Origin of the sequence: Streptomyces scabichelini (genome assembly GCF_011045015.1) — a bacterium.
GTDB classification, from domain to species: Bacteria; Actinomycetota; Actinomycetes; order Streptomycetales; family Streptomycetaceae; genus Streptomyces; species Streptomyces scabichelini.
Map to the genome: position 1 here is coordinate 1 of NZ_JAAKZY010000115.1, position 18,508 is coordinate 18,508.

General features: G+C 69.8%; 17 protein-coding genes. 14 read left to right on the forward strand and 3 right to left on the reverse strand.

Annotated elements, in window-relative coordinates:
• The first annotated feature begins 224 nt into the window (after positions 1-224).
• The 4 genes from G5C60_RS30165 (at position 225) to G5C60_RS30180 (ending at position 4,125) form a co-directional block, all read left to right on the forward strand.
• The gene (locus G5C60_RS30165; protein WP_165264154.1) at positions 225-1,772 is read left to right on the forward strand and encodes an ATP-dependent DNA ligase; all 1,548 of its coding nucleotides are present in this window, start codon (positions 225-227) and stop codon (positions 1,770-1,772) included.
• Positions 1,769-2,236 carry an NUDIX domain-containing protein gene (locus G5C60_RS30170; protein WP_165264155.1) on the forward strand — a complete coding sequence of 156 codons (468 nt, stop codon included), beginning with the start codon at positions 1,769-1,771 and terminating at the stop codon, positions 2,234-2,236. The genes G5C60_RS30165 and G5C60_RS30170 overlap by 4 nt, the downstream gene beginning before the upstream one ends.
• A 238-nt stretch (positions 2,237-2,474) precedes the next feature.
• Positions 2,475-3,860, forward strand: a complete 1,386-nt coding sequence (locus G5C60_RS30175) for an NADP-dependent succinic semialdehyde dehydrogenase (protein ID WP_165264156.1) — start codon at positions 2,475-2,477, stop codon at positions 3,858-3,860.
• Positions 3,861-3,885: 25 nt separating this feature from the next.
• Positions 3,886-4,125, forward strand: coding sequence for a DUF6213 family protein (locus tag G5C60_RS30180; protein WP_165264157.1), 240 nt, complete (start codon positions 3,886-3,888; stop codon positions 4,123-4,125).
• A gap of 67 nt (positions 4,126-4,192) precedes the next feature.
• Here the strand turns inward: G5C60_RS30180 and G5C60_RS30185 are convergent, their stop codons facing one another.
• On the reverse strand, positions 4,193-4,870 hold the full coding sequence (locus G5C60_RS30185; protein WP_165264158.1) for a heme oxygenase-like domain-containing protein: 678 nt from the start codon (positions 4,868-4,870) through the stop codon (positions 4,193-4,195).
• 213 nt (positions 4,871-5,083) lie between these two features.
• Between G5C60_RS30185 and G5C60_RS30190 the strand changes: the two genes are divergently transcribed.
• The 3 genes from G5C60_RS30190 to G5C60_RS30200 are packed head-to-tail and all read left to right on the forward strand — an operon-like array spanning position 5,084 to position 7,915.
• On the forward strand, positions 5,084-6,163 hold the full coding sequence (locus tag G5C60_RS30190; RefSeq protein WP_165264159.1) for a type III polyketide synthase: 1,080 nt from the start codon (positions 5,084-5,086) through the stop codon (positions 6,161-6,163).
• Between the two features lie 7 nt (positions 6,164-6,170).
• A complete protein-coding gene (locus G5C60_RS30195) occupies positions 6,171-7,385 on the forward strand; it encodes a cytochrome P450 (RefSeq protein WP_165264181.1) in 1,215 nt (404 codons plus the stop codon).
• Positions 7,382-7,915 (forward strand): cupin domain-containing protein, encoded by a 534-nt coding sequence (locus G5C60_RS30200; RefSeq protein ID WP_338145974.1) that lies wholly within the window; start codon positions 7,382-7,384, stop codon positions 7,913-7,915. The genes G5C60_RS30195 and G5C60_RS30200 overlap by 4 nt, the downstream gene beginning before the upstream one ends.
• Before the next feature lie 67 nt (positions 7,916-7,982).
• Here the strand turns inward: G5C60_RS30200 and G5C60_RS30205 are convergent, their stop codons facing one another.
• Positions 7,983-9,209, reverse strand: coding sequence for an acyl-CoA dehydrogenase family protein (locus G5C60_RS30205; protein ID WP_165264161.1), 1,227 nt, complete (start codon positions 9,207-9,209; stop codon positions 7,983-7,985).
• Between the two features lie 169 nt (positions 9,210-9,378).
• Between G5C60_RS30205 and G5C60_RS30210 the strand changes: the two genes are divergently transcribed.
• On the forward strand, positions 9,379-10,023 hold the full coding sequence (locus G5C60_RS30210; protein WP_165264162.1) for a TetR/AcrR family transcriptional regulator: 645 nt from the start codon (positions 9,379-9,381) through the stop codon (positions 10,021-10,023).
• Between the two features lie 96 nt (positions 10,024-10,119).
• On the opposite strand, the gene def is transcribed toward G5C60_RS30210, so the two are convergent.
• Positions 10,120-10,659, reverse strand: a complete 540-nt coding sequence (def, locus tag G5C60_RS30215) for a peptide deformylase (protein WP_165264163.1) — start codon at positions 10,657-10,659, stop codon at positions 10,120-10,122.
• 147 nt (positions 10,660-10,806) lie between these two features.
• Between def and G5C60_RS30220 the strand changes: the two genes are divergently transcribed.
• The 6 genes from G5C60_RS30220 to G5C60_RS30245 all read left to right on the forward strand — a co-directional run bounded on the left by G5C60_RS30220 (position 10,807) and on the right by G5C60_RS30245 (position 18,497).
• Complete coding sequence (locus tag G5C60_RS30220) at positions 10,807-12,045, forward strand: MurT ligase domain-containing protein (protein ID WP_165264164.1); 1,239 nt, start codon at positions 10,807-10,809, stop codon at positions 12,043-12,045.
• Positions 12,046-12,081: 36 nt separating this feature from the next.
• Positions 12,082-12,810: a type 1 glutamine amidotransferase gene (locus G5C60_RS30225; protein ID WP_165264165.1), complete on the forward strand. Its 729-nt coding sequence runs from the start codon at positions 12,082-12,084 to the stop codon at positions 12,808-12,810.
• A 189-nt stretch (positions 12,811-12,999) separates the two neighbouring features.
• Positions 13,000-14,025, forward strand: coding sequence for a 6-phosphofructokinase (locus G5C60_RS30230; protein ID WP_165264166.1), 1,026 nt, complete (start codon positions 13,000-13,002; stop codon positions 14,023-14,025).
• A 186-nt stretch (positions 14,026-14,211) separates the two neighbouring features.
• On the forward strand, positions 14,212-15,165 hold the full coding sequence (locus tag G5C60_RS30235; RefSeq protein ID WP_165264167.1) for a cytochrome c oxidase assembly protein: 954 nt from the start codon (positions 14,212-14,214) through the stop codon (positions 15,163-15,165).
• A gap of 128 nt (positions 15,166-15,293) precedes the next feature.
• The gene (locus G5C60_RS30240; protein ID WP_241267182.1) at positions 15,294-16,625 is read left to right on the forward strand and encodes a PASTA domain-containing protein; all 1,332 of its coding nucleotides are present in this window, start codon (positions 15,294-15,296) and stop codon (positions 16,623-16,625) included.
• Between the two features lie 24 nt (positions 16,626-16,649).
• Positions 16,650-18,497 carry a serine/threonine-protein kinase gene (locus G5C60_RS30245; RefSeq protein ID WP_165264168.1) on the forward strand — a complete coding sequence of 616 codons (1,848 nt, stop codon included), beginning with the start codon at positions 16,650-16,652 and terminating at the stop codon, positions 18,495-18,497.
• Positions 18,498-18,508: the final 11 nt, after the last annotated feature.

Below are 18,508 nucleotides of genomic sequence, written 5' to 3' on the forward strand. Positions count from 1 at the left end.
GTCGCAGGGTGGGCATACGGCCCGGTGTTGGTACACGGTGCGGGTGACCTGAGAACGAACCTACGCGACGGGCATACGACGCACCGACCCACGACCCCTCCCGCCGGTGGGCAAGTGCGAGTGGGTGACTGGCCGGGGCGTGGGAGCTGGGGGCTCGTCTTTTAGGGGCGCGGGGAACTGCGCGACCAGCCACAACCCACCCGCACCCGAGACACAATGGCTGCATGCTCTTCGCCCGGCTAGCGAATGTGTCGCAGGAGGTCGCCGCCACCTCGGCGCGATCCCGGAAGATCGGCCTGCTGGCCGAGCTGTTCCGGGACGCGGAGCCCGAGGAGGCACCGATCGTGATCCCGTACCTGGCGGGACGCCTCCCGCAGGGACGGATCGGCATCGGCTGGAAGGTACTGAGCCGCCCGGTCGCCCCAGCCGACGAGCCCACCCTCACCGTGCTGGACGTGGACGCCCGGCTGACCGAGCTTGCCGGGGTGTCCGGCACCGGTTCGCAGGCGGAGCGCACCCGACTGGTCGGAGAGTTGATGGCCGCGGCCACCGCGGACGAGCAACGGTTCCTGTTCGGCCTGCTCAGCGGCGAGGTACGGCAGGGCGCTCTCGACGCCGTCGCCGTCGAGGGGCTCGCCGAGGCGACCGGGGCGCCCTCCGCGGACGTACGGCGGGCGGTGATGCTGGCCGGTTCGCTGCAGATCGTGGCGCAGGCGCTGCTTTCCCAGGGCCCCGAAGCCCTGGACGCCTTCCGGCTCACTGTCGGCCGGCCGGTCCTGCCCATGCTGGCGCACAGCGCCCCGTCCGTGCCCGAGGCGATCGACAAGCTCGGCGCCTGCGCCGTCGAGGAGAAGCTGGACGGCATCCGCGTCCAGCTCCACCGCGACGGCGACGACATCCGCGTCTACACCCGCACCCTGGACGACATCACCGACCGGCTGCCCGAACTGACCTCTGCGGCAAGGGAGTTGAAGGGCGAGCGGTTCATCCTGGACGGCGAGGTCATCGCGTTCGACGAGGACGGGCGGCCGCGGTCCTTCCAGGACATCGCAGGCCGTGTGGGCTCCCGCGTGGATGTCACCACGGCGGCCAGAGCCCTGCCTGTCGCCCCAGTCTTCTTCGACGCGCTGTCCGTGGACGGCCACGACCTGCTCGACCTGCCGTTCGACGACCGTCACGCGGAGCTGGCCCGGCTGGTGCCCGAGCCGATGCGGGTGCGGCGCGCACTCGTGGCGGACCCGGCGGACGGCGAGGCGCGCGAGGCCGCGGAGCGGTTCCTCGCGGACACGCTGAAGCGCGGCCACGAGGGCGTCGTGGCGAAAGGCCTGGACGCCCCTTACAGCGCGGGCCGGCGCGGTGCCTCCTGGCTGAAGGTCAAGCCCGTACACACGCTGGACCTGGTCGTGCTGGCCGCCGAGTGGGGCCACGGACGGCGCACCGGCAAGCTGTCCAATCTGCATCTGGGCGCGCGGAACCCGGACGGCTCCTTCGCCATGCTGGGCAAGACGTTCAAGGGGATGACGGACGCGATGCTGGCCTGGCAGACCGAGCGGCTGCGGGAGCTCGCCGTCGAGGACAACGGCCACGTGGTGACCGTACGTCCCGAACTCGTCGTCGAGATCGCCTACGACGGTCTGCAGAAGTCCACGCGCTACCCCGCCGGCGTCACTCTCCGCTTCGCCCGCGTGGTCCGCTACCGCGAGGACAAGACCCCGGCCGAGGCCGACACCGTCGAGATGCTGCTGGCCGCGCACCCGGAGGTGGCACGGTGAGGGCCCCTCGCCGCAGTGCGGGCCTGCTGCTGTTCCGCCGCGCCGGCGACGGCCCGGAGGTACTCCTGGGCCACATGGGCGGCCCCTTCTGGGAGCGCCGCGACGCCGGCGCGTGGACCGTCCCGAAGGGCGAGTACGAGCCCGACGAACCCGCCTGGGACGCGGCCCGCCGGGAGTTCCGCGAGGAGCTCGGCCTGGAGCCGCCCGACGGCGAGGCCCTGCCGCTCGGCGAGGTCCGGCAGGCGAACGGCAAGATCGTCACCGCGTGGGCGATCGAGGCCGACCTCGATCCGGCGACGGTGGTCCCGGGAACGTTCCGGATGGAGTGGCCGAGGGGCTCGGGCCGGGTTCAGGAATTCCCCGAGCTGAGCCGGGTGGAGTGGTTCGGGTTCGACCGGGCACGGGCCTTGATCGTCAAGGCGCAGGCAGAGTTCCTGGACCGCCTCGAGGTGCACGTCGGCTAGAAGGCCTACGCCTGGGTACGCGGATCCCACAAGGTCAGGGCAACACGCGCCCCGTAAGGGGCGCGGGGCTGCGACATATGCGGCTCCGCCGCGATGGGGGTCCCCCCCGCTCGAGCGAAGCCGAGAGTGGGGGAGCGACCAGCCACAAACCACCCGCAGACCTGGACGCCGCTCCGAACAACGACGCAACCAGGACCGGCGCCCTCAAGCGGAACTCGCCCGTATCAGGAGGTCAGCCATGCCCATCGCAACGATGAACCCGGCAACCGGCGAGACGCTCAAAACCTACGACGCCCTCGGCAACGAGGAGATCCAGCGCAGGCTCGCGACCGCCGACGCCGCGTTCCGCACGTATCGCACCACCTCGTTCGCCGAGCGCGCACGGCTGTTGCGCCGCGCCGCGGACCTGCTGGAAGAGGACACTCAGGACACCGCGCGCGTGATGACCACGGAGATGGGCAAGCCGATCAAGCAGGCCCGCGCGGAGGTCGCGAAGTGCGCGAAGGCGATGCGCTGGTACGCCGACCACGCCGAGGAACTCCTCGCCGACGAGGAGGGACCGGGGCCCGAGGCGCGGGACTCCGGCGCCTCCCGGGTGCTCGTCCGCTACCGGCCGCTCGGTCCCGTGCTCGCGGTGATGCCGTGGAACTTCCCGCTCTGGCAGGTGATCCGGTTCGCCGCGCCCGCGCTGATGGCCGGCAATGTGGGGCTGCTCAAGCACGCCTCGAACGTGCCGCAGACCGCTCTCTACCTGGAGGACCTGTTCCACCGGGCGGGCTTCCCCGAGGGTTGCTTCCAGACGCTGCTCATCGGCTCAGGGGAGGTCGAGGGCATCCTGCGCGACGAGCGGGTCAGGGCGGCGACGCTCACCGGCAGCACTCCGGCGGGCCGCTCGGTCGCCTCGGTCGCCGGGGACGAGATCAAGAAGACGGTGCTGGAGCTGGGCGGCAGCGACCCGTATGTGGTGATGCCGTCGGCCGACATCGACCGGGCGGCGAAGACCGCGGTGACGGCCCGTGTGCAGAACACCGGGCAGTCGTGCATCGCCGCCAAGCGGTTCATCGTGCACACGGACGTGTTCGACGCCTTCTCCCAGCGCTTCACAGCGGGCATGGAGGCGCTGAAGGTGGGCGACCCGATGGACGACGACACGGAGGTCGGCCCGCTCTCCAGCGAGCAGGGCCGCGACGGTCTGGCCGAGCTCGTGGACGAGGCGGTGGAGAGCGGCGCGACGGTCCTGTGCGGCGGCGAACGCCCCGATCTGCCGGGCTGGTACTACCTGCCGACCGTCCTCGCCGACGTCACCCCCGACATGCGCATCCACCAGGAGGAGACGTTCGGCCCGGTCGCCACGCTCTATCGCGCCGCCGGCCTCGACGAGGCGGTGGCGATCGCCAATGACTCGCCGTTCGGGCTGAGTTCCAACGTCTGGACCCGCGACGAGGCCGACATCGACCGTTTTGTACGCGATCTTGAGGCGGGCGGTGTCTACGTCAACGGGATGACGGCGTCCCACCCGGCGTTCCCGTTCGGCGGGGTCAAGCAGTCCGGCTACGGGCGTGAGCTGTCGGGACACGGGATCCGCGAGTTCTGCAACATCACCACCGTATGGCACGGAGCGTGAGCGTGCCGCAGTTACGATCGCCTGTGTGAACCGCGAAGTGACCCTCCCTCTGATCGTCGACGACCGCGGCACGTTGCAGGTGGCGGCCGCCGACGTCAGCAAACTGCTGCGCACGGTCGGCGGCCGGTGGCTGCATCTGGTGGAGGCCGGTCAGGAGGGTCTCGACGAGGACACGGTGGCCACCCTCACGATCGAACTCGCCAAGCTGGCCGACCGCATCGACGTGGCCTGCATCGCCCACAGCAGCGGGGACGCCTCCGGCTGAGGTGACCGGTTGGGCCGTCTGGAAACTGCGGGTTCGTTGTGGCTGGTCGCGCAGTTCCCCGCGCCCCTTACGGGGCGCTGCGGTGCTCCAGCTCCCACAGCGTGTGCCAGAACATGGACTCGTAGCTCTGGAGCAGGCGTCCGTACCGCTGGACCGACTCCTCGCTGATCAACTCGGCGTCCAGTCCCGCCTGCACGGCGGCCACCGCCTTCTGTTCCAGGTCGGGCGCGGGCTCGGCGAAGAGGTCGAAGAAGCCGCAGGCCTCGTCGTCGAAGCCGTACTGGCGGCGCAGCGCCTCGGCGATGGTGGCGCAATAGCCGCCCCAGGCCGAGAAGTTGGCGCTCAGCGCGAGCACCACATCGGCCGGTGCGCCGTTCAGGGCGAGCCAGGCGACGTACGCGGGGTAGGCCTGAGCGCCCGCGAGTGGTTCGTACGCCGCCACCCGTGCCTCGTCGGCCCCGCAGGCGGCGAGCAGCGGGCCGAGCCGGTCATGGGCCAGCGCCTCACCCTCCGCGAGCATGGTGAAGAAGGCGGCGCACTCGGGCTCCGCGGCCGACCGTTCCGCCAGATGCAGGAACGCCCGGCGATCGGCGGCGATCACATAGCGCTGTTCGAGAGCCAGGGCGGCGAGGGTGTCGCGTCGTGCCGCGCCCCGGCCGATCAGCGGCAGCAGCCGGTTGGACCGCGGATCGGGGGCGAGCTTCCCGGTGATGTTCTCCAGCAGTTCCCTGGCTGTCCGCGTCATCGCCGCACTCCTTCGGCTCGGCTGCGCTGCCTTTCCCGTACTCCTCAGGCTCTCACGGGCTGTTCGACTTCTCATGGTGTGCCTGCCACTGGGCGGTCTGTCGCTGAACCGGAGTAATCCCGCGCGATATCCCCGCGCCACCGGGTGATCGTGGGTGAACCACCCTTCCGCCGTGGTGAGGGAGTCCCGGCGGGCGAGAGAAGGCGCAGGCACATGGCGACTTTGTGCAGACCCGCGGTCTCCGTTCCGGAACATGTGATCACGATGCAGCAGACGCTCGAGCTGGCGCGCTCCCGCCATCCGGATCACCCCCAACTGGCGCTGGCGCTCCGCCTGATCGAGAACACCGGCGTACGCACCCGGCACATCGTGCAGCCCATCGAGGAGACGCTGAAGCATCCCGGCTTCGAGGCACGCAACAAGGTCTACGAGGCCGAGGCCAAGGCCCGTGTACCGGCGGTCGTGCAGCAGGCTCTCGACTCGGCGGAGCTGCTCGCCGACGACATCGACGTGATCATCTACGTGTCGTGCACGGGCTTCATGATGCCCTCGCTGACGGCCTGGCTGATCAACTCGATGGAGTTCTCCAGCGACACCCGCCAGATACCGATAGCCCAGCTCGGCTGCGCGGCAGGAGGCGCGGCGGTCAACCGGGCACACGACTTCTGCACGGCCTACCCCGACGCCAACGTCCTCATCGTGGCCTGCGAGTTCTGCTCGCTCTGCTACCAGCCGACCGACCTCGGCGTCGGATCGCTGCTGTCCAACGGCCTGTTCGGGGACGGGATCGCCGCGGCGGTGGTCCGCGGCCGCGGCGGCGAGGGCATCAGCCTGGAGCGCAACGGCTCGTATCTGATCCCCAAGACGGAAGAGTGGATCATGTACGACATCCGGGCCACCGGCTTCCACTTCCTGCTGGACAAGCGGGTGCCGACGACGATGGAGCCGCTCGCGCCCGCGTTGCGGGACCTCGCGAACCTGCACGGCTGGGACGCCTCCGACCTGGACTTCTACATCATTCACGCCGGGGGTCCCCGAATACTCGACGACCTCAGCAAGTTCCTGCAGGTCGACCCGCACGCCTTCCGGTTCAGCCGGGCGACGCTCACCGAGTACGGGAACATCGCCAGCGCCGTCGTCCTGGACGCGCTGCGCCGGCTGTTCGACGAGGGCGGCTCCCACCATCGGGCACGCGGGATGCTCGCCGGCTTCGGGCCCGGCATCACGGCCGAGATGGCTCTGGGCCGCTGGCACCGCACCAAGACCGAGACTGAGACCGAAGAGGCGGCATGACATGACATTGAGCGAACAGACGCCGACATCACCGCCGCCCCCGGTACGGCACTGGCCCGCCCTTGACCTGACCGGAGTGGACTTCGACCCCGTCCTGGCCGAGCTGATGCGCGAGGGACCGGTCACCCGGATCCAGCTGCCCAACGGCGAAGGCTGGGCCTGGCTGGTGACGCGCTACGACGACGTGAAGCTGGTGACCAACGACCCGCGGTTCAGCCGCGCGGCGGTGGTGGGCCGTCAAGTCACCCGGCTGGCACCGCACTTCATCCCGCAGCCGGACGCCATGAACTTCGTCGACAAGCCCGACCACGCCCGGCTGCGCAGGGCCGTGGCCCCCGCCTTCACCACGCGGGGCATCGAACGGCTGCGCGCCGGCGCCCAGGAGACGCTCGACGGGATGGTGGACGCGATGCTGCGGGACGGTCCGCCCGCCGATCTGATCGACCGGGTCCTGGCGCCCTTCCCGATCACCGTGATCTGCGAGCTGATGGGCGTCCCGGCCGCCGACCGCGAGAACCTGCACACCTGGACCCAGCTGATCCTCTCCTCCACACAGGGCGCCAAGGCCAGCGAGCAGGCCAAACGGGACATGGAGGCGTACTTCTCGAAGCTGATCGCCGGGCGCCGGGACTCGGACGGCGAGGACGTCACCTCGCTCCTCGGCGCGGCGGTGGGCCGGGGCGACATCACCGAGGACGAGGCGATGGCACTCGCGGGGCCGCTCCAGATCGGCGGCGAGGCGGTCACCAACAACACCGGGCAGATGTTCTTCATCCTGCTCACCCGGCCCGACCTGTTCGACCGGCTGCGCGCCGAACCCGAGCTGCGCCCACAGGCCCTGGACGAGCTGCTGCGCTACATCCCGCACCGCAACGCGGTCGGCCTGTCCCGCATCGCCACGGAGGACGTGGTGATCCGGGGGATGCGGATCGAGGCGGGCGACCCGGTCTACGTCTCCTACCTGGCCGCCAACCGCGACCCGGACGTCTTCCCTGACCCCGAACGGATCGACTTCGACCGCAGCCCGAACCCGCACATGGCCTTCGGGAACGGCGCGCACTACTGCGCGGGCGCCATGCTGGCCCGGCTGGAGGCGGAGCTCATCGTGAACACACTCATCGACCGGGTGCCGACCCTGCGCCTCTCGGTGTCACCCGCCGAGGTGCCGTGGCGGCGCGGCGCGCTGATCCGCGGGCCCGAGGCCCTGCCCGTGGCGTGGTGACCGCGCTCACCCCGCCCGAAGGGCTGCTGGTACCACCGGGCCACGGCCGTACGGTCCGCACTCCCGCCCAGCACGTGACGTTCAAGGTCACCGGCACGCACTCCAGGATGGCGTCCAGCTTCGAGGTGGTCGTGCCCCCGGGCTTCGACGTCGGCGCCCATGTGCACGCGCGCAGCGAGGAGCTTTTCTACGTCCTCGAAGGCGAGTTGGACGTCCTCGCCTTCGAGCCACGGGTACGAACCTCCGACAACTGGCGGCGCTGGGAGTCGAGTTCGGGCAACCGGGTGGTACGGGCGACCCCGGGCACGGTCATCGTCGTACCACCGGGCTGCCCACACGCCTTCGCCAACCCGACGGACGCACCGGCGAAGATGTTCTTCCAGGCGTCACCGCCCCCGGATCATGAGCGGTACTTCGAGGAGCTGCTGAAGATCCTGGACTCGGGCGGCCCACCGGACGACGAGGCGATCGAGGAACTCCGGGCAAGGTACGACATCGAACAACTCACGCCGCTGAGAGCGCCCCTTTAGGGGCGCGGGGAACTGCGCGACAAGCCACAACGAACCCGCAGCCGCGTCGAACCGCACCCCAACGGCGCTACCGAATCGGCATCCCCGACAGAGTCCGCGCGATCACGAGACGCTGAACCTCACTCGTCCCTTCGAAGATGGTGTAAATAGCCGCATCCCGGTGCATCCGCTCCACCGGGTACTCCCGGGTGTAACCGTTGCCCCCGAGAATCTGGATCGCCTGGGCGGTCACCTTTTTCGCGGTCTCACTCGCGAACAGCTTCGACATCGACCCCTCAGCCGCGGTGAACGGCTTCCCGTTGACCGCCATCCACGAGGCCCGCCACACCAACAACCTGGCCGCATCGATGGACGTACGCATATCGGCGAGCTGGAAGGCGACACCCTGGTTGTCGATGATCGGCCGCCCGAACTGCTCACGCGTCCTGGCGTAGTCGAGAGCCACCTCGTACGCGGCCCGGGCCGTGCCGACGGCCATGGCACCCACCGCAGGGCGCGACGCCTCGAACGTGGCCATCGCCGCGTTCTTCACGCGCTCACCCCCCGCCTTCGCCCTCTCCCGGGCACGGGCCAGACGCTCGTCCAGCTTCTCCTTGCCGCCGAGCAGGCAGGAGCCGGGAACGCGGACGTCCTCCAGGACGACCTCGGCGGTGTGCGAGGCACGGATGCCGTGCTTCTTGAACTTCTGGCCCTGGGACAGGCCCGGCGTGTTCGGCGGAACGATGAAGGAGGCGTGGCCCTTGGAACCGAGCTCGGCGTCGACGACGGCGACCACGACATGGACGTTGGCGATGCCGCCGTTCGTCGCCCAGGTCTTCGTGCCGTTGAGGACCCACTCGTCCTTGGCCTCGTCGTACACGGCACGGGTGCGCATGGACGCCACGTCGGAGCCGGCGTCGGGCTCGGAGGAGCAGAAAGCGGCGACCTTGACATCGCCCGCGTCACCGTACATCTGGGGAATCCAGGTGCCGATCTGCTCCTCGGTGCCGTTGGCGAGGACGCCCACCGCGGCGAGGCCGGTGCCGACGATCGACAGGGCGATGCCCGCGTCGCCCCAGAACAGTTCCTCCATGGCCATGGGGATACCGAGGCCGGTGGGGTCGAAGTACTGCTGGGCGTAGAAGTCCAGGGAGTAGATGCCGACTTTCGCGGCCTCCTGGATGACCGGCCAGGGAGTCTCTTCCCGCTCGTCCCATTCGGCGGCCGCGGGACGGATCACATCGGCGGCGAAGCCGTGGAGCCAGTCCCGGACCTCCTTCTGTTCGTCGTTGAGCTCCATGGTGAACTCGGCCATGTCCCCTCCAGCTACTTCACTCACGTGTTACTAGCGGTAACAGTAGCCTGTTACCCGTCGGTAGAAAAAGTCAACTCCCGGTTCCCCCTCGGCAGCCCGTTCGATGCAGAATCACAGCAGGGTGTTACGTTGCGCAGGCGTCACCGAATCAGCACGGGTGGGGAGAGCTATGGACACCACACAGCGGACCGATCAGCAACGGTCCGCCGACCGCCGCCGGCGAGAGCTGCTGGAAGCCGCCGACCGGGTGGTGCTCCGCGACGGCCCCGGCGCCTCGATGAACGCCATCGCCGCCGAGGCGGGCATCACCAAGCCCATTCTGTACCGGCACTTCGGTGACAAGGGTGGACTGTACGCGGCCCTCGCCAAGCGCCACACGGACGCCCTGCTGGAAGCGCTGCGGGCCGCGCTGGACGCGCCGGCCGAGCGCCGCGAGCGGGTCGAGTCCACGCTCGACACGTACCTGGCGGCGATAGAGGCACGCCCGCAGGTGTACCGCTTCCTGATGCATCCGTCGGAGGGCGGCCCGCAGAGCGACCAGGGCTTCGACGTCGGCCTGCACTCCGCTCCCCTGCTGCGCCGCATGGGTGAGGAACTCGGCAAGGTCATCGAGGAACGGGTCGATCTCGGTCCCGACAGCGAGCAGCTCGCGCGCGTGTGGGGACACGGCATCGTCGGCATGATGCACGCGGCCGGCGACTGGTGGCTCGGCGAACGCCCGTGCTCGCGCGCGCAGTTGGTACGCAGCCTGGCGGACCTGCTGTGGGGCCGCTTGGCAGCGGCGGGCGACAAGGTGGGCGGGCCGGGCTTCTAAACTCCGACCCACAGGGGCGCCCCTTAGGGGCGCGGGGAACTGCGCGACCAGCCACAGACCACCCGCAGGCCGCGTCAAACCGCATCCCAGCGGCGCTCACCGGCTCCAAGAAGCCCGCGCAGCGGCCCGCATCACTCGCCGGTGGCGCCACCCTTTGAGCCGATCCACGTACACGCCACCGGCAAGGTGCTCGCACTCGTGCTGGAGACAGCGGGCGAAGAAGCCGGTGCCGTGCACGCGTACGGGCTCACCGTCCATCGTGAAGCCCTCGACCACCGCGTGGTCGTACCGCTCCGTCCCCGCCTCGAGCCCAGGCAGCGACAAACACCCCTCTGGCCCGCGCAGCACAAGCCCGTCCGCCTCCACCAGACGCGGGTTCACCAGGTGACCGACATGCCGCCGGTCCTCGTCGTCCGGGCAGTCGTACACAAAGACCCGCAACGGCCTGCCGACCTGGTTCGCGGCGAGTCCGACCCCCTGAGCCGCGTACATCGTCGCGAACATGTCCTCGACGAGACGCGCCAGTTGGGGGCCGAAGTCGGTGACTTCCTGACACGGTGTGTGCAACACGGGGTCGCCGAGGAGGGACAGCGTGAGGACGCGCCCTTGGGCACCCGGGATCGAGCCGTGTCGCATGGCCGCAAGGGTACGGTCCTCAATGTCGCGTGGGCGCCGGGGTGGTGCCGCGAATCGGGCCGGTCGTGGATCTCGATAGGCTGAGGGCTACACGTTGCCGGGAGCAGGGCAGGGCGCGGCGCCGTACGCAAGGAGGATCGAGACTTGATGGCAGGCAACTCGGACCCGCTGTCGCCGCGGGCCAAGCTGGCCGTGACGGCGGGCAAGGCGGTCGCGGCGGCGTCGCGGGCCGCGGGCCGCGGCAGCGGATCGGTGATCGGCGGCCGGGTGGCGCTCAAACTCGACCCCGACCTGCTGGCCCGGCTCGCCCAGCACCTGGACGTCATCCTGGTGTCGGCCACCAACGGCAAGACCACCACCACGCGGCTGATCGCGGAGGCGCTGCGCGCCGCGGGTCCCGTCGTCTCGAACGCGCTGGGCGCGAACATGCCCGCCGGCATCACCTCCGCGCTGGCCGGCGGTTCGGACGCGCGGTACGCCGTCATCGAGGTCGACGAGAAGTACCTCGCCGGTGTGGCACGTGACACCGACCCGAAGGCCATCGCGCTCCTCAATCTCTCCCGCGACCAGCTCGACCGCGCCGCCGAGACCCGCATGCTCGCCGAGCACTGGCGCGAGGGCCTGGCCGGTTCGAAGTCCGTCGTGATCGCCAACGCGGACGACCCGCTGGTCGTATGGGCCGCGTCCTCCTCGCCGAACGTCGTATGGGTGGCCGCAGGGCAGATGTGGAAGGACGACGCCTGGTCGTGCCCGTCCTGCGGCGGTGTGATGCAGCGGCCCGGCGACGACTGGTACTGCGGCGAGTGCGGTTTCCGCCGTCCGACGCCCAGCTGGGCGCTGTCCGGCGACCACGTTCTTGACCCGCACGGTTCCGCCTGGCCGATCCACCTCCAGCTGCCGGGCCGCGCCAACAAGGCCAACGCCGCCTCGTCGGCCGCCGTCGCCGCCGTCTTCGGTGTGCCGCCGCAGGTCGCCCTGGAACGCATGTACCAGGTCCAGGCGGTCGCCGGACGGTACGACGTCGTGCAGTTCATGCAGCGTGACCTGCGGCTGCTGCTCGCCAAGAACCCCGCGGGCTGGCTGGAGACCTTCTCGCTGATCGACCCGCCGCCGACTCCGGTCATCCTGTCCGTGAACGCGCGCGGCGCCGACGGCACCGACACCTCGTGGCTGTGGGACGTCGACTACACGCGGCTGACCGGGCACCCGATCTCCGTCATCGGCGACCGCAAGCTGGACCTCGCCGTGCGTCTGGAGGTCGCGAACCAGACCTTCCAGGTCTGCGAGAACCTCGACCAGGCCGTGCAGATCGCGCCGCCCGGACGCATCGAGGTCATCGCGAACTACACCGCGTTCCAGGACCTGCGCCGCCGCGTCGGCAACTGACCCGCGTCGGCAACCCACCACAGAGGACGATCATCGATGAGTGACAACAGCCTGCGTCTGGTGTGGATCTACCCGGACCTGCTGAGCACGTACGGCGACCAGGGCAACGCGCTCGTGGTGGAGCGCCGGGCCCGGCAGCGCGGTCTGGACGTGGCCCGGCTCGACGTACGCAGCGACCAGGCGATCCCCACCTCGGGCGACATCTACCTGATCGGCGGCGGCGAGGACCGGCCGCAGCGGCTCGCGGCCGAGCGGCTGCGCCGCGACGGCGGTCTGCACCGCGCGGTCGGCAACGGCGCGATCGTGTTCTCGGTGTGCGCCGGCTATCAGATCCTCGGCCACGAGTTCATCAACGACCTCGGGCAGCGTGAGCCGGGCCTCGGCCTGCTCGACGTGATCTCCACCCGCGGCGAGGGCGAGCGCTGCGTCGGCGACGTCCTCGGGGACATCGATTCGAATCTGGGCCTGCCGCAGCTGACGGGCTTCGAGAACCACCAGGGCATCACGCACCTCGGCCCCACCGCGCGCCCGTTCGCGCAGGTCCGGCTCGGCAAGGGCAACGGCACGGGCGACGGCACGGAGGGCGCGTACAACGACACGGTCTTCGGTACGTACATGCACGGGCCCGTACTCGCCCGCAACCCGCTGATCGCGGATCTGCTGCTGAAGCTGGCGCTGGACGTGAACGCGCTGCCGCCGATCGACGACCGGTGGTACGAGGCGCTGCGCTCCGAGCGCATCGCGGCCGCCCAGCAGCCTGCCTGAGATCACGGCCCACAGCTCGACCGAGACCTGGCTCACAGCCCGTATGGCGGCACGTCCGCTCACGTGTGCGGGGGCGTCCAGCAGGCGGACGCACGGTGCGGACCCGCCCCCCGCCGCCGGTAGTCTGGCCGGGTCCAGCCGGACAGCGTGGTCCGGTTCCCGGCCCACGTTGAGAAGGTATTTCGGGCTATGCGCATTGGTGTCCTCACGTCCGGCGGCGACTGCCCCGGCCTGAACGCCGTCATCCGGTCCGTCGTGCACCGTGCCGTCGTGGACCACGGCGACGAGGTCATCGGCTTCCGGGACGGCTGGAAGGGCCTTCTGGAGTGCGACTACGTCAAGCTCGACCTCGACGCGGTGAGCGGAATCCTGGCTCGCGGCGGCACCATCCTCGGCTCCTCCCGGGTCCAGCCCGCGCATCTGCGGGACGGCGTGGAGCGGGCCAAGGGTCATCTCGAGGAACTCGGGCTCGACGCGATCATCCCGATCGGCGGTGAGGGCACGCTCAAGGCGGCTCGACTCCTGTCGGACGGCGGCCTGCCGATCGTCGGCGTGCCGAAGACCATCGACAACGACATCGCGGTCACGGACGTCACCTTCGGCTTCGACACCGCTGTCGGTGTCGCGACCGAGGCCCTCGACCGCCTCAAGACCACCGCCGAGTCCCATCAGCGCGTGCTGATCGTGGAGGTCATGGGCCGCCACACCGGCTGGATCGCGCTGCACTCCGGCATGGCGGCCGGCGCGCACGCGATCGTCGTACCGGAGCGGCCCTTCGACATCGAGGAGCTGGCCGTCAAGGTCGGCGAGCGCTTCTCGGCGGGCAAGAAGTTCGCCATCGTCGTGGCCGCGGAGGGCGCGAAGCCTCGCGAGGGCACGATGGAGTACGACGAGGGCCGCAAGGACGTCTACGGACACGAGCGGTTCGCGGGCATCGCCCGGCAGCTGTCCCTGGAGCTGGAGCACCGCCTCGGCAAGGAGGCACGCCCGGTGATCCTCGGGCACGTCCAGCGCGGCGGCACCCCGACCGCGTACGACCGCGTCCTCGCGACCCGCTTCGGCTGGCACGCCGTGGAGGCGGTGCATCGCGGCGAATTCGGCAGGATGACCGCGCTGCGCGGCACCGACATCGTGATGGTGTCGCTCGCGGAGGCGGTCGAGACGCTGAAGACGGTGCCGGACGAGCGGTACGCGGAAGCCGAGTGTGTCCTCTGACAGGCCGCTTCGAGCTCGGTCTGTGACGGTTGACTGCGGACTGCGGGCTGTGTCTGGTTGATCGCGCAGTTCCCCGCGCCCCTTCGGGGCACGTTGTACTGCCCCCGGTCACGTCAGTGACCGGGGGCGGTTCTAGTCTGGGTGCGGACAGACAGCGCACAACCAGTACGAATCAGGAGCCGGCGGATGGATCACAGCGGGCACGGCATGACCATGGATCTGCCGCCGTTCACGCTGGGCCGAGGGCTCGAGTGGTCCGCGGACCCGTTCTTCCTCGTCGCCTGCCTGGTGGGGCTTGCCCTGTACGGGTGGGGTGTCGTGCGGCTTCTGCGGCGCGGTGACAAGTGGCCGGTCGGGCGGATCGTGGCGTTCGTCGTCGGGGTACTGAGTGTCTTGCTCATGATGTGCACCGGGCTCAACGACTACGGCATGGTCATGTTCAGCGTGCACATGGTGCAGCACATGGTGATCAGCATGCTGTCGCCGATCCTGATCCTGCTCGGCGCGCCGATCACGCTGGCGCTGCGGGCGCTGCCGGTGGCGTCCCGCCGGGGCCACAAGGGACCGCGTGAGCTGCTGCTGGCGCTGCTGCACAGCAGGTTCATGCAGCTGATCTCGCACCCGGCGTTCACGATTCCGCTGTTCATCGCGAGCCTGTACGCGCTGTACTTCACTCCCCTCTTCGACTTCCTGATGGATTCGAAGACGGGCCACACCGTGATGATGTGCCACTTCCTCGCCGTCGGCCTCGTCTTCTTCTGGCCGATCATGGGCGTCGATCCCGGTCCGAACCGGCCCGGCTATCTGATGCGGATGCTGGAGCTGTTCGCGGGCATGCCGTTCCACGCGTTCTTCGGTATCGCGCTGATGATGGCGTCCGGCCCGATGGTCGAGACGTACAAGAACCCTCCCGCGTCGCTCGGCATCGACGCGCTCGCCGACCAGAACGCGGCGGGCGGCATCGCCTGGGCGTTCAGCGAGATCCCGTCCGTACTCGTGCTGCTGGCGCTGCTCTTCCAGTGGTACCGCTCCGAACAGCGGCAGGCCCGGCGCAAGGACCGGGCCGCGGACCGCGACGGGGACAAGGAGCTGGAGGCGTACAACGCCTATCTGGCCTCGCTGAACGCGCGTACACGCTGAGGCATCTCCAGGCACTTTTTGCCCCATTTAAATAACCCTGCCTGAAAGGCTTTTCTATTCAGTAGCATGGCGCGCGAGCCCTGCTTCCGCTCTGCAGGGCGACGGGGGAACCGCCGGGGGGAGCGGTAATGACATTTCGCGTGCCCATGTACAGGGGCATCCAATCTTCGGTCCGCAGGACCGCGCTTCTACTGGTCGCTTTACTGATCCTCAGTGGCTGCACACAATCCGACCGCTCGTTCATCGTGAAGGCCGTAGCCGCAGGCATTCCGTCGCTCGATCCCTTCTTCGACGAGAAGAGCGGTCTCGGGGAGGATGCCGAGCTACGTGCTGAACGGCCGCGCGGCGGCCTCCAGCAGGGCAACAGGCCGGGGCTGTACGGCGGTTCGAGCAAGCCGAGCACCTGTGACGTCGACCGGCTCAAGGAATTCCTCACCGATCCCAAGAACCGCCAGAAGGCGCGGGAATGGGCGCGGATCGTCGGAATTTCTCCGGATTCGATCGAGGAATACATTGATCGACTCACACCGGTTCTGCTGCGTCACGACACCCTTGTGAAGAACCACGACTACAAGAAGGGCAAGGCCGTCGCCTTCGACTCCTTGCTGGAGGCGGGAATCGCGGTTCTCGTGAACGATCAGGGACTGCCCGCCGTGAAGTGCTCCTGCGGTAATCCGCTGCGCACCTTCGAGGGGGACACCCAAAAGATCTCGGTGCGGTTCGAGGACGGCAACAAGAAATGGCCGGGCTTTCGCGAGGACTCGGTGGTGTCGGTCGATCCCTCACCCACCAAGCTCGACCGGCTCGCGCTCGTGGACGTGGACGACACGGGCCAGGGGATCGACCGGCCGGTCGGCACCGACGGCTCGGAGGACCGGACCTTCGACACGCGTGAGAAACAGCGCGTGCCGGACCTGGCGGGGCTGACCCTCGCCGAGGCCTCGCAGCGGCTGGCGGACAACGGGCTGGCGATGGACTACAGCGGCGACGGTCCGCCGCCCGACGAGGCCAGGGTGACCGGGTCCCAGCCGGCTGCGGGCAGCGAGCTGCTGTGGGGGCAGTACGTGAAACTCTCCGTGGACGGCGACGCCACCGGGGAGTCGGGCACTCCCCCGGATTCAGGGCCGACGTCGCCCACCGAGACGCCGACCGACACTTCGACTCCGACCGAACCGACGGAGACGTCGACGCCGCCCACCGACACGCCGCCCACTGACACGCCGTCCACGCGGACGCCGACCGGAACGGGGACCACCAAGGCCTCGCCGCCCCCGTCGACGGACAACGAGCCTCCGCCGCCCGCCGACCCGCCTCGTACGAGCTCGTCACCGGCCACGAGCGATCCGGTCACCAGTGAGCCCGTCACGAGCGCGCCAGTCACCAGCAGCGCACCGGTCACCAGCGCACCCGTGACCAGCAGCGCGCCCGTCACAAGTGACCCCGCCCCGAGCACGGTCTGACCCACGGCACCCAGGGAGGATCGGATGGCACAAGACACATCCCAGTCCGGAGTGGGCCGGGTCATCGCGGGCCGGTACCTGCTCCTGAACCGGCTCGGCACCGGCGGCATGGGACACGTCTGGCTCGCCCACGACCAGCATCTCGCCTGTGAGGTCGCGCTCAAGGAGATCGTGTTCCGCAACCCGGCAGAGGCCGGCCAGGAGCGGGCGGCCCGGGTCGCGCGCGCCCGCGCCGAGGCCCGGCACGCGGCGGGGCTGCGGGGCCATCCGCACGTGGTGACCGTGCACGACGTGCTGGAGCACGAGGGCCTGCCGTGGATCGTGATGGAGTACGTCGCGGGCGCCCTCGACCTGCGCGACCTGGTCATGCAGCGCGGCACGGCCGCGCCCGCCGAGTGCGCCCGGATCGGCCTGGCCGTGCTGGACGCGCTGACCTCCGGCCACGAGCGGGGCATCATGCACCGCGACGTGAAGCCCGCCAACATCCTGCTGGCGCCGGACCGCTCGGGTTCCCCGTACGGGCGTGTCCTGCTCACCGACTACGGCATCTCCGTGCAGCCGGACTCCGCCGAGACGCGCTGGACGATGACGTCCATGCTCGTGGGCACGGCCGGATATCTGGCACCCGAGCGGGCCCAGGGCGGGCCACCGACCGCGGCCGCCGACCTGTTCTCGCTGGGGTGCACGCTCTACTACGCGGTCGAGGGCTGCGGCCCCTTCGACCGCGACACGGACCTGGCCGCGCTCACCGCGGTCGTCCTGGAGGAGCCCCGGCCGCCGCGGCGCGCGGGCGCGCTGCAACCGCTCCTGGCGGCCATGCTCACGAAGGACCCGGTCCACCGGATCACTGCGGAGGAGACCGAGGCCGCGCTGTCCGCGATCGTCACGCCCCAGTCGCCTCCCCGAACGCAGGTCGATCCGGGGTCGCAGCCGCCGTGGGCCCGGGCCGAGACCGAGGCAGCGGCCATGGCTCCGCCCACGCCGGGCTTCGGACCACCGATGTCACCCATGCCACCCATGTCACCGACGTACGGACCGCCGACCGGCAGACGGCGCCGCAAGCGCTCGAACGTCCTGCGGTCCGTGACCGCCGGTCTCCTCGGTCTCGGCCTCGCGCTCGGCGGGGTCTGGTACGCGATGGGTCAGCGGGCGGACGAGGGCAGCAGCAAGAAGCCGTACGGAGGGACCATCGGGCTCGCCGAACCGCTCGAGGACGGCGACTGTGTGATCGCCGACTGGCCCGAGAAACGTTTCGAGGGCACTCCACGGCTGAAGGCCGAAGACTGCCTCAAAGGGGTGCCGGACGGCCAGGTCATGGCGGTGGTCGAGGCCGGATCCGCCGAGGAGGCGCGGACGAACGGGCCCGCCAGGTGCGAGGAGCGGACCGAGGAGACCCGCAAGAAGCTCGCGGACGTACGCGGCTACACCGTGCTGCCCACCGAAGCGGGCTTCGAGGCCGCCGGGCGGCGCGCCGTCTGTCTGCTTCTCGGGGCGAACGGTGGGGTGTACGGGCCGCTCGGGGACCATCGCGAGCCGGGGCTGCTGTTCATCGATACGGCCAATATGCAGAAGCAGGACTGTCTGGACGAGCGGTCCGACCGGGACGCCCGGCTGGTGTCCTGCGAGAAGCCGCACGACCAGCGAGTACTCGGCTTCACCCGGCTGGGCCCTGGCACGACCCTCGAAGAGGCCAAGCAGGAGTCCCTGGAGGCGTGTGCGGCGGATGTGCCACCGATCCAGTACGGCTATGACCCGAATCGCTACGAAACGGCGGCCTGGGCCGGGGAGAGCGGCTGGAAATCAGGCACCCATTTCGTCGTATGCACCGTGAAAAGGCAAGACGGGGGCACCATGGAGAGGGACGAACCATGAGGAGGGTGTTG